This window comes from Devosia sp. P3_B2, assembly GCF_056402875.1.
Genome location: NZ_JBFUGO010000002.1, coordinates 404368 through 423817, shown reverse-complemented (window position 1 = coordinate 423817; position 19450 = coordinate 404368). Strand labels below are relative to the sequence as shown.

The following is a 19450-nucleotide window of genomic DNA, read 5'->3' as shown; positions in this document are numbered from 1 at the left end:
GCGCTGCCGCAGTCGTGCGGAATGTGTGGACACGCGTTGGCACCTTGAGGCATGTCACGCCGATGCTGACCTCGCCGCAAACCCCGGTATTTTACATCAACCTGGCCTCTCGCCCGGACCGCCGGGCGTTCATGGAGGAGCAGTTCGATCGGCTGGGCATCAAGGCCGAGCGCATCGAGGCCGTTCGGAGAGACGAGGTCCCCGCTGATCTGCTGGCCTTTCATGCGAGCCCCAGGTGCCTGTGGAGGAGCAACCCCGGCGATCTTGCATGTGGCCTCAGTCATGAACGAGCATGGACCCACATAATTGAAGCCGGCCACAGCGAGGCGGTGATCTTTGAGGACGACGCCGTCCTGACCCCGCCGATCCTCGACTTCCTTCCGCTGGGACTGCTTGGACAACTCGGGGCCGACATCATCAAGCTGGAAACGTTCCGAAAGAACGTGCAGCTCGGATCCGCGAGCACGCAGGTTGGGAACACGACCCTGCGCGAGCTCTGCTCCTCACAAATGGGCGCAGCTGCTTACCTGATCAGCCGCGATGCGGTGCTGACGTCGCTCAACACCCCTTTGCTCCGCGAACTCAGCGTCGATCGGCTTCTGTTTGGTCGGGGCGGTCCCCATCTGCTGCGCAGCCGCATCCTTCAGGCATGGCCGAGCCCCTGCATCCAGCTGAACCGCATCGATCCGGCTGCAGATGTTGGGGCGAGCGACATCCACTTGACGAGGGCAGCGTCCGTCAGGCGATGGTACCCGCAAGACATGGCCGCCCGCTTGCTGGTGCACTTTGACCACGCGGCGCGACTGCTGCGGTTGGCACTTCGCGATCCGGGCGCCGCGTTTGGCGGTCGTATCAAGGTTCCGTTCGTAGGCGACGGCACCAGCAGTTCGCCGGCGCCCGTTCGCCGCTGATTGATTTGTCGCCGTTGGCGGAACCTGACCGCCCATAGCAATGGAAAGGTACGAGATGCTTCCAGCTTTCTTCGTCAACATGGCGTCTCGGCCGGATCGGCTGCAGCATGTGGAACACCAGTTGAGTTCCTGCGGCATTACCGCCACGCGCATCGAAGCCGTCACGCCCGCTGATTTTCCTGCGGAACTGGAACAGCGCCGCCGTGCAGGGGTGGTCACCCTCAACGCTGGCGAGATCGCCTGCAGCCTCAGCCACCGAAAGATATGGCGCATGATGGTCGAGCGGGACATTCCAGCAGCCCTCATCCTGGAGGATGACGTGCTGCTGTCTGCCGGCCTGAAGACGGTGCTCAGCGATCCTCATCTGTTCGACCATGCTCCAGACGCCATCCAGCTTGAAACCCACGCTACGGCGGCGCTCGTCGGCCGTGCGGTTGCCACCGCAGTGCCAGGGGTGACGCAGAACCGACTGATGTCATCCAGTCTCGGCACGGCTGCCTACGTCATCACCAGCCGGCTAGCGCAACGTCTACTGGCGCGGGACGATCTGGACACGATGTCCGTCGATAGTCTGCTGTTCGGACGGCCCGGCGGACTATTCTATGAGGCCCGCATCTTCCAGGTCGTTCCGGCCCTTGCCATTCAGCTCGACCAGACGGCGGAAGGCAAGCGGAGCGTCGCTCAAAGCGATCTGACGGGCCAGCGGCCACCGCACCGGCCCACCGGGCCGATGCCGTTCCGCCTTCGCTTGAAGCGCTCGGCCAAGCATTGGGGGCACCACCTTCGCATCCTCACCACGTTCGGCGCGAGCGGTGATCTATGGGGAGCGCGTCACCTGCGCCTCCCGGTCGCCCAGGATCTCCAGCCGCTGCTCTAGCAACGGATCGCGCGGCCGCCGCCGTCAACGAGTGTCAGGGACATCCAATGACCACCTTTCCCGCCGGGCAAATCCCCGTCTACTACATCAACCTTGCCAGCCGCCCAGACCGTCGGCAGTTCATGGAAGAGCAGTTCGAGCGCCTGGGCATAGTCGCCGAGCGGGTGGACGCCGTGACGCCGGCCGAGGTCGGGGAGGCACGAATGGCCCCGCACGGTGACCCCCACAATCCCTGGGCAATGGCACGCGTCGAGGTCGCTTGCGTGATGAGCCACGAGCGGGCCTGGCGGCGGATCGTAGACACCGGCGACGCGCACGCGCTGTTCCTCGAGGACGACGTTGTAATGACCGAGGGCCTCAAGAGCTTCCTCGACCCGGCGTTCAACGCCAATCTGGGGGCTGACGTCCTGAAGCTTGAGACAACTTATGAGAGTGTACGGGTGGGGCGCACCGTACGTGTCGTCGCCGGGCGCTTTGCCGTGGGCAAGCTGCTTGCTTCTCACATGGGCGCAGCCGCTTACGTTTTGTCCGCAGAGATGGTGCGCCGCAGCCTCACTGATTCTGCGCTACAGCTGATGTCGGTGGATCGCTACCTGTTCTCGCGCGGCGGTCCGGTGATCCCGTCACAGGGCCTGTACCAGGTGATCCCCGCGCCGACCGTGCAGCTCGAGCACTTCCGAGGCGGCAAACCCGGCAGCGCCGAGAGGAGCGATCTCAAGCCAGATCGTGATCGACATCGGGCCAACGTTCCCCTCACGCTTGGCTATCGCTGGCGCGATTTTCTCGCCCGGGCGTCCTATACGCTGCGCCTAGCCGCTCACATCCTGCCCGACCCCGAAGCTCGCCGGCAGAAGCGCCGAGCCATCCCCTTCGACGGCGATGCGTAAGCGCCGCCTTACTTCCCGCTGCGCTTCAGTGTCTTGATCGGCAGGGGGGGCAGGCCGGATTTTTCGGCGATCAGGCGGTCCTGTTCCATGATGGCGCCGCGCGCCGCTTCGTCGCCATCGAGGCCGCCGAGCAGGCTTGCGTCTACCTTGCGGTTCGAGCGCTGGCTGCCGTCTTCGTAGACCACGTCGAAGAATACGAACTCGGTCCGGGCGGTGGGTTTCTTGGCCATTTCTGGAACTCCTGGTAAGCGGCATTGCCGGCTGCGCAAATCTGCGCACGCGACGATGTCGCGGGGATAACGCTTCGGCGCCCGAATGGGCGCCGTCAGCTGGTTTCTGTCGCGTGAGGCGGGCCTCGCACGGCTATGGGCGGTAGATGCCTTCGCCCTGCTCGTCGATAATCTGGCGGCCCTTGGCGAGCGCGAAGCTGACCACGTCCTCCTTGGACGAGAAGCGGTCGGCGCGCACGAACTTGTAGCTCTTCAGCTCGCCGTCGACTTCCTTTTCGATCAGCCCGGCGAGCTGATACTCGCTGCCTACCGGCATGATCAGCGACTTCACGGTGAAGCCCTTGTAGGCCTCCTCCGCCACCACTGCCGGCTCGATCGACTTCGCCGCCGATCCACCGCCGCCACCACCGAAGAGGTTCTTCCAGAACGACATTTGGCTGACCTCTCCTAGTTGTCGAGGAAGCTGCGGAGCTTCCGGCTGCGGCTCGGGTGCTTGAGCTTGCGCAGCGCCTTGGCCTCGATCTGGCGGATGCGTTCGCGCGTCACGCTAAACTGCTGGCCCACTTCTTCGAGCGTATGGTCGGTGTTCATGCCGATGCCGAAGCGCATGCGCAGCACGCGTTCCTCGCGCGGCGTCAGCGACGCCAGCACGCGGGTCGTGGTCTCACGCAGATTACTCTGGATGGCTGCGTCGATCGGCTGGATGGCGTTCGAATCCGGGATGAAATCCCCGAGGTTCGAATCCTCCTCGTCGCCGATCGGCGTCTCGAGGCTGATGGGTTCCTTGGCGATCTTCAGGACCTTGCGAACCTTGTCCAAAGGCATCTGCAGCTTTTCGCTGAGTTCCTCGGGGGTCGGCTCGCGGCCGATCTCGTGCAGCATCTGGCGCGACGTGCGGACGATCTTGTTGATCGTCTCGATCATGTGCACCGGAATACGGATGGTGCGGGCCTGGTCGGCGATCGAGCGGGTGATCGCCTGCCGGATCCACCACGTGGCATAGGTCGAGAACTTGTAGCCGCGACGGTACTCGAACTTGTCGACCGCCTTCATCAGGCCGATATTGCCTTCCTGAATAAGATCAAGGAACTGCAGGCCGCGGTTCGTGTACTTCTTGGCGATCGAGATCACTAGGCGAAGGTTGGCTTCCACCATTTCCTTCTTGGCGATGGCGGCTTCGCGTTCGCCCTTCTGCACCTTGTGGACGATCCGGCGGTACTCGGCGATATCGAGGCCGGTTTCCGTCGCCAGCGTCTGGATGTCGCCGCGCAACTCGTTCGCCGTGTCGACTTCGCGCTTGGCGAATTCCGCCCAGCCCTTGCCCGACAGCGTCGAAACCGTGGTCACCCAGTTCTGGTCGAGCTCGCTGCCATAATAGGCCTCGAGGAAGCTCTCGCGCTTCACGCCATAGCTCTCGGCGAGGCGCAGCAAGCGGCCCTCGAGACGCACCAGGCGCTTGTTGATGTCGTAAAGCTGCTCGACGAGGCTCTCGATACGGCTCTGGTTCAGCGACAGCGACTTCACGTCGGTGATCACTTCCGAGCGCAGGCCCTCGAGCTTCTTGAGGTCGGCGGCGGTCGCCGGCGCGTTGCCGGCCATGCGATCTTCGGTGTGCCGGTCCTGCATCTTGCGCATCTTGCCATAGGCATCGGCGATGCGATCGAAGGTCTCGACCACCTGCGGCTTCAGCTCGGCTTCCATCGCCGAAAGCGACAGCGAGTTCTCGAAGTCGTCGTCCTCGTCCTCGACCGGATCCTGCGGCGCCTGCGGCTCCTCGGGAACGTAGTCGTCCTCGTCGTCGCCGCCTGAACGGGCGCGCGGAGCGGGCTTGGCAGCCGGCTTCGGCTCTTCCCTGACCGACGACGGACGCTCGATCTCCGACGGCATCACTGGGGCCGCCTGCTTGGCGTCGGGGCCGGCGTAGGTGGCTTCGAGGTCGATGATGTCGCGCAGCAGGATTTCGGCGTTGGCCAGCTGGTCGCGCCAGATAATGATGGCCTGGAAGGTCAGCGGGCTCTCGCAGAGGCCCTCGATCATCGTCTCGCGGCCGGCTTCGATGCGCTTGGCGATGGCGATTTCGCCCTCGCGGCTGAGCAGTTCCACCGAGCCCATTTCGCGCAGGTACATGCGCACCGGATCATCGGTGCGGTCGCTGCCTTCGCGGGTGTTGGACTTCGATGCGACGGCCGTGCCGGTGCGTTCGGCGAGCTCGGTCGATTCCTCTTCCGGGGTATCGGGCTCGGCCTCTTCGACCTCGTCTTCGTCGACGACGTTAATGCCCATGTCCGAGAACATCGCCATGATGTCCTCGATCTGCTCGGAGTTGACCTCCTCCGAGGGCAGAACGGCGTTCAGCTCTTCATAGGTGACGTAGCCGCGCTTCTTGGCGGTCTTGATCAGCTTCTTTACGGCGGCATCGGATAGGTCGAGCAGCGGGCTATCTGGCGCCTCGCCACCGGCTGCACCGGCAACTTCCGGCTTTTCTGCGTCTTTGGGTTTGGTCTGGGTTGCTGCCTTGGTGGCCATCTAGCTTGCTGCTCCGGGGGCCCGATCGGGAGGGCGCCGATAGTCGTTAAGTGGTCACGGCTTGAGACATCGTAAAGGGAACGGCTGGCGCGACGGTTTCCGATATGCCGTCACTTGTTCGTCACCGGTAACTGATTCGCCCATAAGCGAAATCGCGCGTACTCGCAGCTTTTCTAAAAGCTCCGTGTCGCGCGCCCCGATAACGAACCAAACCCTTCGATCAATGCCTCTGTGCCATCGACGGTGGTGATCTGGTTCTGGATGTCCCGCAGCCGTTCGAATGTTTCCTCGCTCGGGTCGTCGCCCAGCGCCAATTCGGCTGCCTTCAGGGCCTTATTTAGCTCAACGGATTTGTAATGCAAGGCCAGGGCATGAGCTAATCCGATCTCGGCGTCCGGATCGGCGATCTCAACCGCGGTCTGCCATACCCCCTGACGGGCCAGTAAATCCCGCATTTTCTCGATCGCATCGCCGAACCCGCGCACCCCCAAAGCAGCATTTAGCGCCTCGGCACTGATTTCGTGATCGCGGGTAACGAGGTCGAGCATCGCCCCCAACAGGTTCCGCGACAGCGGCGAGGACAGCTCCAGCGACGCAAGTGATTCGAGCCGGCTGTCCGCCAGCGCCGGATGGTTGACCAGCGTGAGCAGGATTGCCGCCTCGCGCGGCGTCGCGTCGAGCCCCCTGCCCGGCTTCAGCAGCCGCGAGTTCCTCAGCGTATCCGACACCACCACTCGCGGGCTACCGCGCCCCGCATACTGGTTGCCGCCGGCTCGCGGATTGCGCCGCTCATAACCACCGCGCTGGCCGTTATTGTCCCGCCGCTCCCAGCGCTGGTTGCGCACCGGGGCGAAGAACGCCTGTAGCTTCTCGTCCAACGCCTGCATGTAGTGCCGCTTCACCGACGCCTCGCCGATGGCGTTGGCCCGCGCCTTGAGCCGCGCTTCGAGCGCCGCTCGCGCCTCCGGCGTCTCAGGCACGATCCCGCCGGTCTCGATGCTCCAGATGACGTCCGACAGCGAACGCGCCCGTTCGATCACGTCGGCGAACGCGCCGCGTCCCTCGGCCTTGATCAGGTCGTCCGGATCCTGCCCCTCCGGCAAAGTAGCGATCCGCACCGTCCGCCCCGGCTGCAGATGCGGCAAGACGATCTCGGTCGCCCGCGCCGCCGCCCGTTGCCCTGCTCCATCGCCGTCGAAGCACAGCACTGGCTCGTCGCTCATCCGCCACAGCAGCTGCAGATGCTCCTCGGTTAGCGCCGTACCGAGCGGCGCCACCGTGCCCTCGAAGCCCGCTGTCACCGCCGCGATCACGTCGAGATAGCCCTCGACCACGATTACCGACTTGCCAGCCCGCGCCGCCTCCCGAGCCGTCTGGCCGTTGTAGAGCGTCATCCGCTTCTTGAAGAGTTCGGTCTCGGGCGAGTTGAGGTACTTGGCCGGCACATCCGACGACATCGCCCGGCCGCCAAAGGCGATGACCTTGCCGCGGAAATCGGTGATCGGGAACATCACCCGGTTGCGGAACCGGTCGTAGGGTAGCGGCGACTCCTCGCGCACCACCACGAGCCCCGCATCCACCATCTCCTGCGCCGACACCCCGTTGGCCGCGAGGTGCTCCTTCAGCCCGTTGGCGCTGTCGGGCGAATAGCCGAGCCGGAACCTCGTCTGCGCCGCCGCGCTCACCCCTCGCTCGTTGAGATAGCCGCGGGCCCGCGCCCCGATATTGTGGCTCAGGGCTGCCTCGAAATACTGGGTGGCGATCTCCATCACATCGTAGAGCGTCCGCCGGCTTTCCTGCCGCGCCTCGTCGCGCTCGTCGCGGGCCGGCATCGGCACCCCGGCCATCCCGGCGAGCTTTTCCACCGCCTCGGGAAAGCTCATCCCGGCCTTCTCGGTCAGGAACCGGAAGTGATCCCCCGACACCCCGCAGCCGAAACAGTGATAGATGCCGCGCCGGTCGTCGGCATGAAAGCTCGGGCTTTTTTCGCCATGGAACGGGCAGCAGGCCCACATATCGCCGCGCTGTGGCTGGCTCTTGCGCTTGTCCCAGATGACGTGCTCGCCCACCACCTGCGAGATCGGCAGGCGCTGCCGGATCTCATCGAGGAAGCCGTCGGAAAAGCGCATGGCCGATAAGTAAGCGCTGCTTCCCTCAATGTCAGCGGCAATGTCGTTTTGCACAGGCCCTCAAAGCAACCCGCAGCTTCGACGCTCGTTTCCTCGACAGTCACCTGCCGGACACGTACATGGACATCCCCGCTCCGAGCCGTTCCGATAGCCTCCTCCATCGCTGGATAGCGATCGCCGTCGCAACCTTCCATTCGTTCTTCCTCGAGCGAGACAATGCCCCGCGCTGTGCCGCGGTCGCCTTCTTTGGCTTCCTGTCGTTCTTCCCGGCGATTGCCACCGTCGCGCTCATTTACGGCATTGTCGCCAACCGCCAGATGGTGGCCGACACCATCGAGACCGTCGGCGATGTCGTCCCGCAGATGGCGCAGGGGATCATTGCAGAGCAACTGACGATGCTCGCGAGTCAGCCGCCGGTTACTCTCGGCCTCGGGCTGCTGATCACCGTGCCCTTCGCCTTGTGGAGCGGCTCACGCGGGGTCGATTCCCTGCTCTATGCGATGTCGCGCATCCGCAACGAGGAGCCCAGGCGCGGCTTCTTCAAGTCGCTGCTCTACGCCATCGGCCTCAGTATCGGCGGCGCCGTCTTCGTGGTCCTCGCCCTGCTGGCGGTCGCCGGCCTTCCTGCTCTGATCCCGTGGCCCTCAGGCGAGGAAGTAGTGGCCCTCGCACTGCGCTGGCCCGTCCTGCTCGTGCTCAGCGTGCTCGTCCTCGCGGTGCTCTACCGGTGGGGCCCCGACCGCCATCCACGCAAGTTCCGCCATATCTGGCCCGGCGCCATCCTTGCTTCGCTGCTGTGGCTGCTGGCGGGGGCCATCTTCTCGATCTACGTCGAAAACTGGGGCCACTACGAAGCCACCTTCGGCTCGGTCTCCGCCGCGGTCGTGCTGCTGCTCTGGCTTTACAACTCGGCCCAGATCCTCGTCCTCGGAGCTGCCTTCAACTCCGAGATCGAGCGCGCGGCGACCGAACGGGACACGGGAACGCCGTATCCCCCTCGCTGATCCCGTCAGGCGATCTTGGCGTCGATGCCCCGCAGCTGCCAGGCGATGTAGAGCTGGAACAGCCCGTAAAGGATCATCAGCACCCCGACGATACTGACCAGCACCAGCGCACTGGTAAGCGGCATGGCCAGGAGCAGCACGCCGAACAGCAGGTAGGCGCAGGCGCTCAGCACTTCCGGCCAGAACGTGCCTTGCCGCAGCAGCTCGCGCCCGGCGACCGTCACATAGAGAGCGAACGCTCCGACAAGGATGATCATGATCCCCACCAGGATCACCAGGGTCGAGATGCCGATCGCCGAGGCGATCACCGGGAACGCCACGATCAGGATGCCGGCGAGGATCGCGAGGATGTGCCGCGCGATCGCCACGCCGAGGCGCGTGCTGGTGCGGCCGCCGAACAGCAGGCCCCAGATGCCGAGCACCCCGTCGATGATGACGATGACGCCGCCCACCCACACCAGCGTCGCGAGCGCCAGTTGCGGCGAGAACAATGCGAACAGTCCGCCTGCCAGCATCAGGACGCCGCGGACGCCTGCGAAAATGCTCGGCCAGGGTAAGGTGCTTTCGGCTGCCATTCTGTCCTCCTCGAGATCACACAGGGTTGCTCTTGGTCGCATTCGCCGATTTGTTCATCCGCCATGCCAGACCGAACAGGCCGAAGGCGAAGATGATGGCGAGGATGCCCGCCAGCGTCACGAATACCAGCGCGCTGAACACCGGCCAGAACAGCAGCGCGATGCCGAACAGCACGTACAGCGCTCCGGACAGTAGCACCGGCCAGATGCGCGCATATTGCTCGCGCTCGCGGATGATTACCCAAATCTCCATGACGCCGACGAAGATCGACTGGAAAGCGACGAGATAGACCAGGAACGTTGCCGTCAGCAGCGTCGCAAGGAACGGCGACAGCAGGATCAGCACACCAGTGATGATGGCCAGCACGTTGCGCACCACGTCGAACCAGAAGTTGCCGGTCTTGGCGCCTCCGAAGGTCAGGCTCCACAGCCCCAGCACCCCGTCGATGAGCAATAGTGCACCGCCGGCAATCACAAGTACCTGCAGGGCGGGCCCTGGGAAAAACACCGCATAGAGCCCCGCTAGCAACATCAGCAGGGCGCGTAGCCCGGTGATCCACGCCCATCTCTTCTTGGTGTCACTTGATACGGCCATCGGTCCGCCTCCAATGTTGTTGCCAAATTGGAGGTTAGCTGTTTTTGCGCCTTCGCCAAGTGCTCAGTCGGGCTTTGGCACCGGATGCTCATCCAAAGCTTGCGTCCGGTCACCCGGCGTGGTCTGAACCCAGCGGATATTTTGAGGATTGCCATGCCGATCGCCATCTACGCCTTGGCGCTGGCTGCGTTCGCAGTCGGCTCGGCCGAGTTCGTGATCTCGGGCATCTTGCCGCCGCTGGCCGAAGACCTGGCGGTGACGATCCCCGTCGCCGGCCTGCTAGTCAGCGCCTACGCCATCGGCGTCGCCATCGGTGGGCCGGCGATCACCGTCTTCACCTCGCGCTTCTCGCAGCGCAACGTGTTGATCTGCCTGATGATCGTCTTCTCGATCGCCCAGCTGCTCTGCGCCATGGCACCCGATTACGGGCTGCTGTTGGTGGCCCGGCTGCTCTCCGCCTGCGCCCATGGCGTGTTCTTCGGCGCCGGCAACGTGGTGGTCACCGCGCTGGTGCCGCCGGAGCGCCGGGGCGCGGCCTTCTCGCTGTTCATTAGCGGCATCACCGTCGCCAACCTGCTGGGGCTGCCCGGCGGCAGCGCCATCGGCCTGCATTTCGGCTGGCGCGTGCCGTTCCTCGCTGTCGCCGCGCTCGGCGCCATCGCGGCGATCGTGCTGTTCCTGAAGTTGCCCGATACGCGGCAAGCCGGGGAACGGCACGCGACGTTCCGCGAGCAGCTGCGCGAACTGCGCCACCAGGAGGTCTGGCTCTCCTACCTCACCATCGCGCTCGTGATGATCGGGGCTCTTGCCTTCGGCACCTTCCAGGTGCCGATCATGCTCAACGTCACCGGCCTCCACCCCGACATCGTCCCGATCTACCTGCTGATCGGCGGCCTCGGCTCGGTGCTGGGCATCTTTCTGGGCGGTCGCGGCACCGACTGGAAGCCGATGCCGACGCTACTCACTGTGCTGCTGCTGCAGGCTCTGCTCTACTTCACCATGCTGTTGGCCATGCACGACAAGGTGTGGATGACGGTAAACCTGCTCGCCACCTCGATCCTCGGCTTCGCCTTCTCGACGCCGCTGCAGGCCCGTGTCCTCGCCGCCGCGCACTCGGCGCCCAACCTCGCCTCGTCGCTGATTTCTACCGCCTTCAACATCGGCATCGCCGGCGGCGCCTTTATCGGCGCCATGCTGCTCAGCGCCGGTGTCAGCTATGCCGACATCCCGGCTGTCGGCGTCGTCACCAGCCTGCTGGCAGCGGGCACCGCCGGCCTCTCCTGGTGGCTGGAGCGGCGGCGCAGCGTTGAGGTTGCCGCCTAGCTGGCCAGCGCCGTCTTGATCTTGGCCGAAGCCTTGCCGAAGTCGATCCGGCCAGGGTAGTCGGCTTTCAGCGAGGCGATCACCTTGCCCATGTCCTTGCCGCCCTCGGCGCCGGTCTTCTTGATCGCGTCGATGATCGCGGCCTCGATCTCGGCCTCGCTCAACCCCTGCGGCAGGAACTCGTTGAGGATCGCGATCTCCTCGCGCTCCACCACGGCTAGGTCGTCGCGCCCGGCCTTCTCGTAGATGCCGAGCGATTCCTCGCGCTGCTTCACCATCTTCTGCAGCAGCACGATGACTTCCTGCTCGCCGAGCGGACCCTTGCCCTGCCCACGCGCCTCGATGTCCTTGTCCTTTATCGCGGCATTGACCGCGCGCAGCGTCGCCGTACGCCGCTTGTCGCCGGCCTTGAGCGCCGTCTTGTAGCCTTCGCTGATTGCATCACGCATTTGCTAGCTCCTTGGTGCAGGCGGCACGTCGGCCACCATCAACAGATTTCCGTCGGGGTCCTTGAAGGTGAAGGACACCCCGTCCGTCACCGGACCGACCTCAGGCGCGCCAGACGCCACCGCTTCGGCATGTGCGGCATGTATGTCGCTGGTATTGAAATGGAAGGCCGGCTTCTTGTCATGCGGACCGGCAAAGCCCTTGCTGTCGAGCACCAGGCCGCTGCCGGCCTGCATCGGTACGACGTGAAGGTGCCCGAACAGAATCTCACTGCCCGGTGCAAGCCCGAGCAGCTCGCGGTACCAGTCCCGCGCTGCTTCGATATCGCGCACGGGCACGAAAACCGTCCCGATCTCGCGGCCAATCGCGCTCGCCATCGTCGCTTGTTCCCCCGATTTGCCGGTCCCATATAGCGCAATAATCCCCGTGCGCCACTTGCGCTTGGGCCGGGCCCCTTCTAAGGAGAGCCCTCAACCGACACCGACCCGAACCCTTGGAGCCCCGCCATGACCGGCTGGCAGCAAAAACCTGCGACCGCCCTCCTGCTGCTCGAGGACGGAACGCGACTCGAAGGTCACGGCATCGGCGCCATCGGGCATGCCGCCGGCGAGGTCTGCTTCAACACCGCGATGACCGGCTACCAGGAGATCCTCACCGATCCCTCCTATGCCGGGCAGATCATCACCTTCACCTTCCCGCACATCGGCAATGTCGGCACCAACGACGAGGATATCGAGACGGTTAACATGGCCGCGCTCTCGGGCATCCGGGGCTGCGTGCTGCGCGCCGACATCACCAATCCGTCGAACTACCGGGCCGTCGAAAAGCTCGATGCCTGGCTGAAGAAGCGCAACATCATTGGCATCGCTGGCGTCGACACCCGGGCGCTGACCGCCCGCATCCGTGAGAACGGCATGCCGAACGGCGTGATCGCCCACGCCCCCGACGGCTACTTCCACGAGCCCTCGATGCAGGCTGAGCTCAAGAACTTCCCCGGCCTCGAAGGCCTCGACCTCGCTCGCGAGGTCACCACGGCGCAGACCTACCACTGGGACCAGACCTCCTGGACCCGGACGGAGGGCTACGGTCGGCTGGACAATCCCGAGTTCCACGTCGTCGCCATCGACTACGGTGCGAAGCGCAACATCCTGCGCCAGCTCGCCGACCAGGGCGCACGGGTAACCGTCGTGCCGGCCACCGCCACCGCCAAGGATGTGATGTCGCACAACCCCGACGCGATCTTCCTCTCGAATGGCCCGGGCGATCCGGCGGCGACCGGCAAGTACGCTGTGCCGACGATCAAGACGCTGATGGAAACCGGCAAGCCGATGTTCGGCATCTGCCTCGGCCACCAGCTGCTCGGCCTCGCGGTCGGCGGCAAGACCCAGAAGATGCATCAGGGCCACCACGGCGCCAATCACCCGGTCAAGGACCTGACCACCGGCAAGGTCGAGATCACCTCGATGAACCACGGCTTCGCGGTGGACACAGAGAGCCTCCCCGGCAACGTCAAGCAGACCCACATCTCACTGTTTGATGGCTCCAATGCCGGGCTCGAGGTCGAGGGCAAGCCGATCTTCTCGGTGCAGTACCATCCCGAAGCCAGCCCCGGCCCGCACGACAGCCACTACCTGTTCACCCGGTTCCTGAACCTGGTGCGTGCCCAGAAGGGCATGGCGCTGGAGGCCGAGCAGGTGAAGGCCGGCGAGTAAGTCTCGCCCAAAGAAAAGGGGCCGCCGGTGGCCAGGCGACCCCTCTCAGCCATGGCTGGCCGAAAGTTACTGCGCGGCGGGAGCCGGCAGCGTAGCCGCATAAGCGTCAAACTCAGCCTGGTCGAGCGAACCATCCTTGTTCGCATCGGCGGCGTCGAACGCCTCCTGGGTCAGATCGGGCCAGGCAACCTGTGCCTCGGCAATGCTCACCCCACCGCTGGTGTCCGCGTCGACGGACGTAAAGGTGACTGCCGCGGCCTGGGCGAAAGCCGCCGAGGAAAGGCCGATGGCTGCGATGGTGATCAGGAGCTTCTTCATGGAGTTTTGTCCTTCCATGTGAGGTTTAAAGCGGCACCGGTGGCCCGGGTCCGGCCAACAGCCTCAACGCTGTCGGCGAGGACAAAGACTAAGCCCGAATGTGATCGCAAACCGGCCGGATCACGGCTTGCTGGCGATCATTTGCTGGTCATTTCTAGGGCAGTTTGGAACAACCACGGAACGTGGAACCGATTGTCCCGCAGCGGCGTTACCCGGTGTTTTGCCAGCTACATCCAGTGCGTTATCAGAGGTCCGGCGACACCAGCGACGGGGTCGGAAGCCGGCTTCGGCACCCGCAGGATGTTCTGATCCGCCTTCGGCCGATCGCCCGATTCGCCCCTGAGCAGATCCCAGTCCTGCCCCGGCGGATAGCAACCGACCACCAGGAAATCGCTGCTCGAGTCGAGCCGCCGGTGCGCCACTCCCGCCGGGATCACGATCACATCGCCCGGCTCGGCATCGAACTCGCGTCCCTCCGGCCCGCCGAGCAACAGCCGGGCCGAACCGCGCGCGACCCCGAGCGTCTCGTGCGCCGTCGAGTGGTAGTGGTGGTAGGTGAACACCGGGGCCCGCCAGGCCGGCGGCCAGCCATTGGCGGCGAAAAGCGCCTCCATGGCCTCGGGATCGGCGTCGCCGCGCGGCAGGGCCTCTTCGTAGAACAACAGCGGTAGGCGGCTGTTGGGGTACGTGCCATCATCGAAGAACCGCTCTACTCGCAATCCGTCGAGACGTCCGCGCATGGTCACACCTGCCCTTCCTTGATGATCTTCTCGAGCTTGCAGCTACCTGGCGCCGGGATGGCGTAGCCCCGGTCGTACCAGGTCGCCCGCGCCTCTTTGCCGGCCGTGGCCAGCACCTCTGGCACCACCATGCCCAGCGGCAGGTTGATGATCGCGCGGTGGCGGTTTTCCTCGACGGCGTCGACAGCGGCCATCACCGCCGCGTTCCTGTCGAGCTCATCGATCCCCGCGGTGATCGTCCACATCGCTGCGTAGCAAGCGGCCTGCAGGTCGATGTGACGCTCCAGCGCCGCGGCCGCCTCGGTATCCTTCTGCGTCTGCCGCGTTACCAGGTCAGTGAACAACCCAAGTGCCCACTGCACGTGATGCCCGTAGGCCTCGGCGACGAGGTAGGCAATGGCGTAGTCGGCCCCCAGCGGGAACTTCGCGCGCAGCCGCTCGTACGCGCTGGTGTCGACATAGACCACGCGGTTCGCCGGGCAATACAGCACCGTCAGGTCCTTGCCCGCCATGCCGCAGCCGAACGAACTCGAACTCTCGACCACGCTGAGCGCGATCCGCGGATAGCGGATGGCCGTCTGATGAAAGAACCGCCTCCACATCAGCTCCGCCTCGCCGGCGACCACCGGCGGATAGGCGGCTATCTGCTCGAGCGTCGCCGAGCTGGCCGGCACCCCAGTGATCGAAGTCGGCGGCGGCGGTGGTGAAACCTTGCCGGTGATCAGCGTGATCGGGTTGATTCCCGCCAGCATGGCGATCACCACACCCAACGCCAGCGCGCCCGACCAGCCGAACCGCTTCACATGCGGCATCATACTGGCGGGTATCACACCCATCGGCCGTTCCCCCGCGTTAGCGCGGCATCATAGCTTGCATTGGCTGACATCGCCGGTATCCATGCCCTTCTTCAGCGAGGCCATGCGCTGCGCCGAAGTGCCATGCGTGAAGTTGCGCTCCGACACCTGGCCGCGGGTCAGCGTGTCGTCACCGATGGCGTTGGCGGCGTTGATCGCCTCCTCGACATCGCCCTGCTCCAGGTAGTTTTGCCGGTTTGCGTAGTTCGCCCAAACGCCGGCATAGCAGTCGGCCTGCAGCTCGACCCGCACCGAATAGGCGTTCTGCTCTTCCTGGCTCATCGCACCGCGCCGCTGGTTGAACTCGGGCAGCACGCCCGTCTGGTCCTGCACCGCGTGGCCGATTTCATGGGCGATCACGTAGGCCTGGGCGAAATCGCCCGGCGCGCCGAACTGCCGGCGCAGCTGATCGTAGAACGCCAGGTCGATATAAACCTTCTTGTCGTTCGGACAGTAGAACGGCCCCGATGCCGACTGCGCCACGCCGCATGCCGATTGCGTCGCGTCGCTGAACAGCACCACCTTGGGTGGCTGATAGGTCATGTTGTTCTGCTGGAACACCTCGCCCCAGAGGTTCTCGGTGTCCTTGACCACCACGCCGACGAAATCGGCCAGCTCGTCCTGCCCGGCGGTCGACGCCGGCGGTGACCATTGGCTCGATGACGTCGTCGTACCGGCGCCACCGCCCGTCAGGATGTCGATCGGGTTCTGCCCCGTGGCGAACCAGATGATGCCCAGCACGACAATGATACCGATGAGCCCCAGCCCGCCGCCACCAGCTCGCCCCATCGGGATGCGGGAGCCGCCGAGCGGCCCGAAACCGCCGCCCGATCCGCCGAGACCGCCGCCGCCCTGGCCGCGCCGGTCCTCGATGTTCGAACTGCGCTCACGTCCTTGCCACTTCATCCGTTTTCTCCCTGGGACCGGCTCACAATAGTACTGCCAATCACGGCGCGACAGCAAATTTGACCAGATGGTCCAGAAAGGTCACTGTCACAATCGCCGCCGTCATTGCAGCGTCACGTAGCGGCGGCATCTGAGGCCATCATCGCCATGCGGGATAACCGGCCAGCAGAGCCGACGTTCCGCCGGGTCACGCATTCTTCAAATGTTGTGGGAGACGTCCATGAACTACAATTACTCGATTTCCCGTCGCGCCTTCCTCGCCGGCTCGGCGACGCTCGGCGCCGCCGTGGTGCTGCACCCCTTCGCGGTGCAGGCAGCCGCCGGCCAGGCCCATCTTCGCCTTATGGAAACCACCGACCTGCATGTCGCGGTGTTCCCCTACGATTATTACGCCGACGCGCCGAACGACACGCTGGGCCTCGCCCGCACTGCCGCGATCATCGATTCGATCCGCGCCGAAGCCGGCAACTCGATCCTCATCGACAATGGCGACGTCATCCAGGGCAACCCGATGGGCGACTACATCGCCTATGAGAAGGGCCTGACCAACGAGCCGCACCCGATCATCGCGGCCATGAACACCCTCGGCTACGAAGTCGGCACGCTCGGCAACCACGAGTTCAACTATGGCCTCGAGTTCCTCGACGCCGCCATCGCCGCCGCCAATTTCCCAATCGTCTCGGCCAATCTGGCGAAGGGTGAACTGGGCGCCGATCCGCTGTCGGACACGACCTATGTCGCGCCCTACAAGATCGTCGAAAAGGAACTGACCGACGGCGCCGGCGCCAAGCAGGCCATCAAGATCGGCTTCATCGGCTTCCTGCCGCCGCAGATCATGACCTGGGACAACACCCACCTCGCCGGTAAGGTGGATACCCGCGACATCGTCGAGACCGCCAAAGCCTACATCCCCAAGATGCGCGCCGAGGGTGCCGACCTCGTCGTCGCGCTGGCCCACACCGGCATCGCTGCCGACACCGGCCAGCCCAAGGCCGAGAACGCCGCGCTGCAACTCGCGGCCGTTGAAGGCCTCGACGTCATCGTCACCGGCCACCAGCACCTGGTGTTTCCGAACTCCAAGGACTTCGAGGGCCTCGAAGGCGCCGACCTGACCGCCGGCACGCTCGCCGGCAAGCCCGCCGTTATGGCCGGTTTCTGGGGCTCGCACATGGGCCTCATCGACCTGCTGCTGGAGAAGGCCGCCGACGGCAAGTGGAGCGTCGTCTCCCACACTGCCGAAGCCCGTCCGATCTTCGAGCGCGTCGAAGGCAAACCGAAGGCGCTGGTCGAGAGCGTCGCGTCCATTCTCGCTGCCGCTCAGGATGACCACGACGAGACCCTCGCCTACATCCGCCGCCCGGTCGGCGAGACCGCTGCACCGCTCCACTCCTACTTCGCTCTCGTTGCCGACGATCCGTCCGTCCAGATCGTCAACATTGCCCAGAAGTGGTACCTCGAGCAGATGATGAAGGGCACCGAGAACGAGGCCCTGCCGATCCTCTCCGCCGCCGCACCGTTCAAGGCTGGTGGCCGCGGCGGCCCGGACTACTACACGGACGTGCCGGTGGGTCCGGTGGCGATCAAGAACGTCGCCGATCTCTACCTCTACCCCAACACCATCCAGGCAGTGGTGATCACCGGCCAGGACGTGCAGAACTGGCTCGACCGCTCGGCCGGCATCTTCAACCAGGTCGCTGCCGGCGGCGCCGACCAGCCGCTGATCAACCTCGATTTCCCGGCCTACAACTTCGACGTGATCGACGGCGTCACCTACAAGATCGACGTCACCAAGCCCTCGAAATACGGTCCCAAGGGCGAGGACCTCGGCAATACCGAGAGCCGTATCGTCGACCTGCAATTCGACGGCAAGCCGATCGATCCGGCGCAGAGGTTCGTCGTCGCCACCAATAACTACCGCGCCGGCGGCGGCGGCACCTTCCCGGGCATCGGGCCCGACAAGATCGTTTTCAAGGGTCCCGACACCAACCGCGACATCATCGTGCGCTACATCATCGAGCAGAAGACCATCGAGCCCAAGGCCGACAGCAACTGGGCCCTCGCCCCGATCGGCGGCACCGTGCTGTTCGAAACCGGGCCAAAGGCAGCCGAACACCTCGCCGACGTCACCGCGGTGAAGATCGAGGCGACGGGCAAGACCAGCGATGCCGGCTTCGGCATCTACCGCATCACGCTCTGATCGACCCAAGGGCGGCAGCTAGGCTGCCGCCCTTGACTCGCCCGTCCGACGGGCATTGGCTTCCCGCGTTTTGTCTATTTGAACGAGCAGGGATTCGATGGGAGCCACCCCACAAATGGAAGTCCTCCTCAAGGAGGCAGATATCACCCTGAACGGGCCCAATCCGTGGGACCCTCAGATCCACTCAGACGAATTCTGGAGACGACTTTACGGCCAGGGCACCCTCGGCCTCGGCGAGGCCTACATGGACGGCATCTGGGACGTCGCCGACATGGCGGAGTTCTTCAACCGCGTGCTCCGCTCGCGAGTCCCCGACGGCGTGCGCGTCACCACCAACCTCGTCTGGCAGGTGGTGCAGGCGCGCATCATGAACATGCAGAACGTCGCGCGCTCGAAGCGCGTTGCCGCGATGCACTACAGCGAAACCGAGGCGTACAAAGCCTCGCTCGACAAGCGCATGACCGGCTCCTGCGGTTACTGGCCGGAAGGCGTCACCAATGTGGATCAGGCGCAGGAAGCCAAGCTCGACATGGTCTGCCGCAAGATTGGCTTGCAACCGGGCCAGACCGTCTGGGACATCGGCTGCGGCTGGGGCGCCTTCATGGGCTTTGCCGCCGAGAAATACGGCGCCAACTGCGTCGGCGTCACCGTTTCCCCCGATCAAGCCGCCTATGGCCGCGAGCGCTACAAGCACCTCCCCGTCGAGTTCCAGGTCAAGGATTACCGGCTGTTCGAGGGCAAGACCGACCATGTCGTCTCGATGGGCATGTTCGAGCATGTGGGGCACAAGAACTACCGGACCTACTTCGAGAAGGCGCACAGCGTCATCAAGGACGATGGCCTGTTCATGATGCACACTATCGGCTCGCAATGGTCGACCGAAACCATCGAGGCGTGGCTCGAGAAGTACATCTTCCCCGGCGGCGTCATCCCCTCGATGGCCCAAATCGGCAAGGCCATTGACGGGCTGTTCAGCGTCATCGATCTCCACAATATCGGCCCGCACTACGACAAGACGCTGGTCGCCTGGTACGAGAACTTCGACCGCAACTGGAAGAAGGACCGTAACCCCGAGGAGGAACGCTTCTACCGCTTGTGGAAGTACTACCTGCTCTGCTGCGCCGGCGGCTTCCGCGCCAAGGTGCTGCAGGTCTGGCAGTTCGTATTGTCGACGCGCGGTGTTCCGGACGGCTATGTGACGCAGCGCTGACACACTGTC

General features: G+C 64.6%; 20 protein-coding genes. 8 read left to right on the top strand and 12 right to left on the bottom strand.

What is annotated here, in order from left to right; genetic code table 11:
• Positions 1-62: 62 nt before the first annotated feature.
• The 3 genes from AC1DV8_RS04915 to AC1DV8_RS04905 are packed head-to-tail and all read left to right on the top strand — an operon-like array spanning position 63 to position 2675.
• On the top strand, positions 63-911 hold the full coding sequence (locus AC1DV8_RS04915; protein WP_477156684.1) for a glycosyltransferase family 25 protein: 849 nt from the start codon (positions 63-65) through the stop codon (positions 909-911).
• 55 nt (positions 912-966) lie between these two features.
• Entirely contained in the window at positions 967-1788 is an 822-nt protein-coding gene (locus tag AC1DV8_RS04910; protein WP_477156683.1) for a glycosyltransferase family 25 protein, read from the top strand.
• A gap of 47 nt (positions 1789-1835) precedes the next feature.
• Positions 1836-2675 carry a glycosyltransferase family 25 protein gene (locus tag AC1DV8_RS04905; protein ID WP_477156682.1) on the top strand — a complete coding sequence of 280 codons (840 nt, stop codon included), beginning with the start codon at positions 1836-1838 and terminating at the stop codon, positions 2673-2675.
• Positions 2676-2683: 8 nt separating this feature from the next.
• Here the strand turns inward: AC1DV8_RS04905 and AC1DV8_RS04900 are convergent, their stop codons facing one another.
• The 4 genes from AC1DV8_RS04900 to dnaG form a co-directional block, all read right to left on the bottom strand.
• Complete coding sequence (locus AC1DV8_RS04900) at positions 2684-2905, bottom strand: hypothetical protein (RefSeq protein WP_477148931.1); 222 nt, start codon at positions 2903-2905, stop codon at positions 2684-2686.
• Between the two features lie 133 nt (positions 2906-3038).
• The gene (locus AC1DV8_RS04895) at positions 3039-3338 is read right to left on the bottom strand and encodes an HlyU family transcriptional regulator (RefSeq protein ID WP_477156681.1); all 300 of its coding nucleotides are present in this window, start codon (positions 3336-3338) and stop codon (positions 3039-3041) included.
• A gap of 14 nt (positions 3339-3352) precedes the next feature.
• Positions 3353-5431 (bottom strand): RNA polymerase sigma factor RpoD, encoded by a 2079-nt coding sequence (gene rpoD, locus AC1DV8_RS04890; protein ID WP_477156680.1) that lies wholly within the window; start codon positions 5429-5431, stop codon positions 3353-3355.
• A 173-nt stretch (positions 5432-5604) separates the two neighbouring features.
• Entirely contained in the window at positions 5605-7560 is a 1956-nt protein-coding gene (gene dnaG, locus AC1DV8_RS04885) for a DNA primase (RefSeq protein ID WP_477156679.1), read from the bottom strand.
• 119 nt (positions 7561-7679) lie between these two features.
• Between dnaG and AC1DV8_RS04880 the strand changes: the two genes are divergently transcribed.
• A complete protein-coding gene (locus tag AC1DV8_RS04880; protein WP_477156678.1) occupies positions 7680-8564 on the top strand; it encodes a YihY/virulence factor BrkB family protein in 885 nt (294 codons plus the stop codon).
• A gap of 5 nt (positions 8565-8569) precedes the next feature.
• Here the strand turns inward: AC1DV8_RS04880 and AC1DV8_RS04875 are convergent, their stop codons facing one another.
• Both AC1DV8_RS04875 and AC1DV8_RS04870 read right to left on the bottom strand, forming a co-directional pair.
• Positions 8570-9139, bottom strand: coding sequence for an HdeD family acid-resistance protein (locus AC1DV8_RS04875; RefSeq protein ID WP_477156677.1), 570 nt, complete (start codon positions 9137-9139; stop codon positions 8570-8572).
• 16 nt (positions 9140-9155) lie between these two features.
• Complete coding sequence (locus AC1DV8_RS04870; protein WP_477156676.1) at positions 9156-9734, bottom strand: HdeD family acid-resistance protein; 579 nt, start codon at positions 9732-9734, stop codon at positions 9156-9158.
• Positions 9735-9887: 153 nt separating this feature from the next.
• Here AC1DV8_RS04870 and AC1DV8_RS04865 point away from each other — a divergent pair, with 153 nt between their 5' ends.
• Positions 9888-11057: an MFS transporter gene (locus tag AC1DV8_RS04865; protein WP_477156675.1), complete on the top strand. Its 1170-nt coding sequence runs from the start codon at positions 9888-9890 to the stop codon at positions 11055-11057.
• Here the strand turns inward: AC1DV8_RS04865 and AC1DV8_RS04860 are convergent.
• Both AC1DV8_RS04860 and AC1DV8_RS04855 read right to left on the bottom strand, forming a co-directional pair.
• Positions 11054-11506, bottom strand: coding sequence for a GatB/YqeY domain-containing protein (locus AC1DV8_RS04860; RefSeq protein ID WP_477156674.1), 453 nt, complete (start codon positions 11504-11506; stop codon positions 11054-11056). The genes AC1DV8_RS04865 and AC1DV8_RS04860 overlap by 4 nt on opposite strands.
• Before the next feature lie 3 nt (positions 11507-11509).
• Positions 11510-11881 (bottom strand): VOC family protein, encoded by a 372-nt coding sequence (locus AC1DV8_RS04855; protein ID WP_477156673.1) that lies wholly within the window; start codon positions 11879-11881, stop codon positions 11510-11512.
• Between the two features lie 129 nt (positions 11882-12010).
• Between AC1DV8_RS04855 and carA the strand changes: the two genes are divergently transcribed.
• Positions 12011-13216, top strand: a complete 1206-nt coding sequence (gene carA / locus AC1DV8_RS04850; protein WP_477148921.1) for a glutamine-hydrolyzing carbamoyl-phosphate synthase small subunit — start codon at positions 12011-12013, stop codon at positions 13214-13216.
• Positions 13217-13282: 66 nt separating this feature from the next.
• Here carA and AC1DV8_RS04845 read toward each other — a convergent pair whose 3' ends face one another.
• From AC1DV8_RS04845 to ypfJ, 4 genes are all read right to left on the bottom strand, one after another.
• Positions 13283-13534 (bottom strand): EF-hand domain-containing protein, encoded by a 252-nt coding sequence (locus AC1DV8_RS04845; protein ID WP_477148920.1) that lies wholly within the window; start codon positions 13532-13534, stop codon positions 13283-13285.
• 227 nt (positions 13535-13761) lie between these two features.
• A complete protein-coding gene (locus AC1DV8_RS04840; RefSeq protein ID WP_477156672.1) occupies positions 13762-14274 on the bottom strand; it encodes a cupin domain-containing protein in 513 nt (170 codons plus the stop codon).
• Between the two features lie 2 nt (positions 14275-14276).
• Entirely contained in the window at positions 14277-15110 is an 834-nt protein-coding gene (locus AC1DV8_RS04835) for a neutral zinc metallopeptidase (RefSeq protein ID WP_477156671.1), read from the bottom strand.
• A 27-nt stretch (positions 15111-15137) separates the two neighbouring features.
• Entirely contained in the window at positions 15138-16034 is an 897-nt protein-coding gene (ypfJ, locus tag AC1DV8_RS04830) for a KPN_02809 family neutral zinc metallopeptidase (protein ID WP_477156670.1), read from the bottom strand.
• 220 nt (positions 16035-16254) lie between these two features.
• Here ypfJ and AC1DV8_RS04825 point away from each other — a divergent pair, with 220 nt between their 5' ends.
• Complete coding sequence (locus tag AC1DV8_RS04825; protein ID WP_477156669.1) at positions 16255-18231, top strand: bifunctional 2',3'-cyclic-nucleotide 2'-phosphodiesterase/3'-nucleotidase; 1977 nt, start codon at positions 16255-16257, stop codon at positions 18229-18231.
• 115 nt (positions 18232-18346) lie between these two features.
• Positions 18347-19441, top strand: coding sequence for a cyclopropane fatty acyl phospholipid synthase (cfa, locus tag AC1DV8_RS04820; protein WP_477148915.1), 1095 nt, complete (start codon positions 18347-18349; stop codon positions 19439-19441).
• Positions 19442-19450 lie beyond the last annotated feature (9 nt).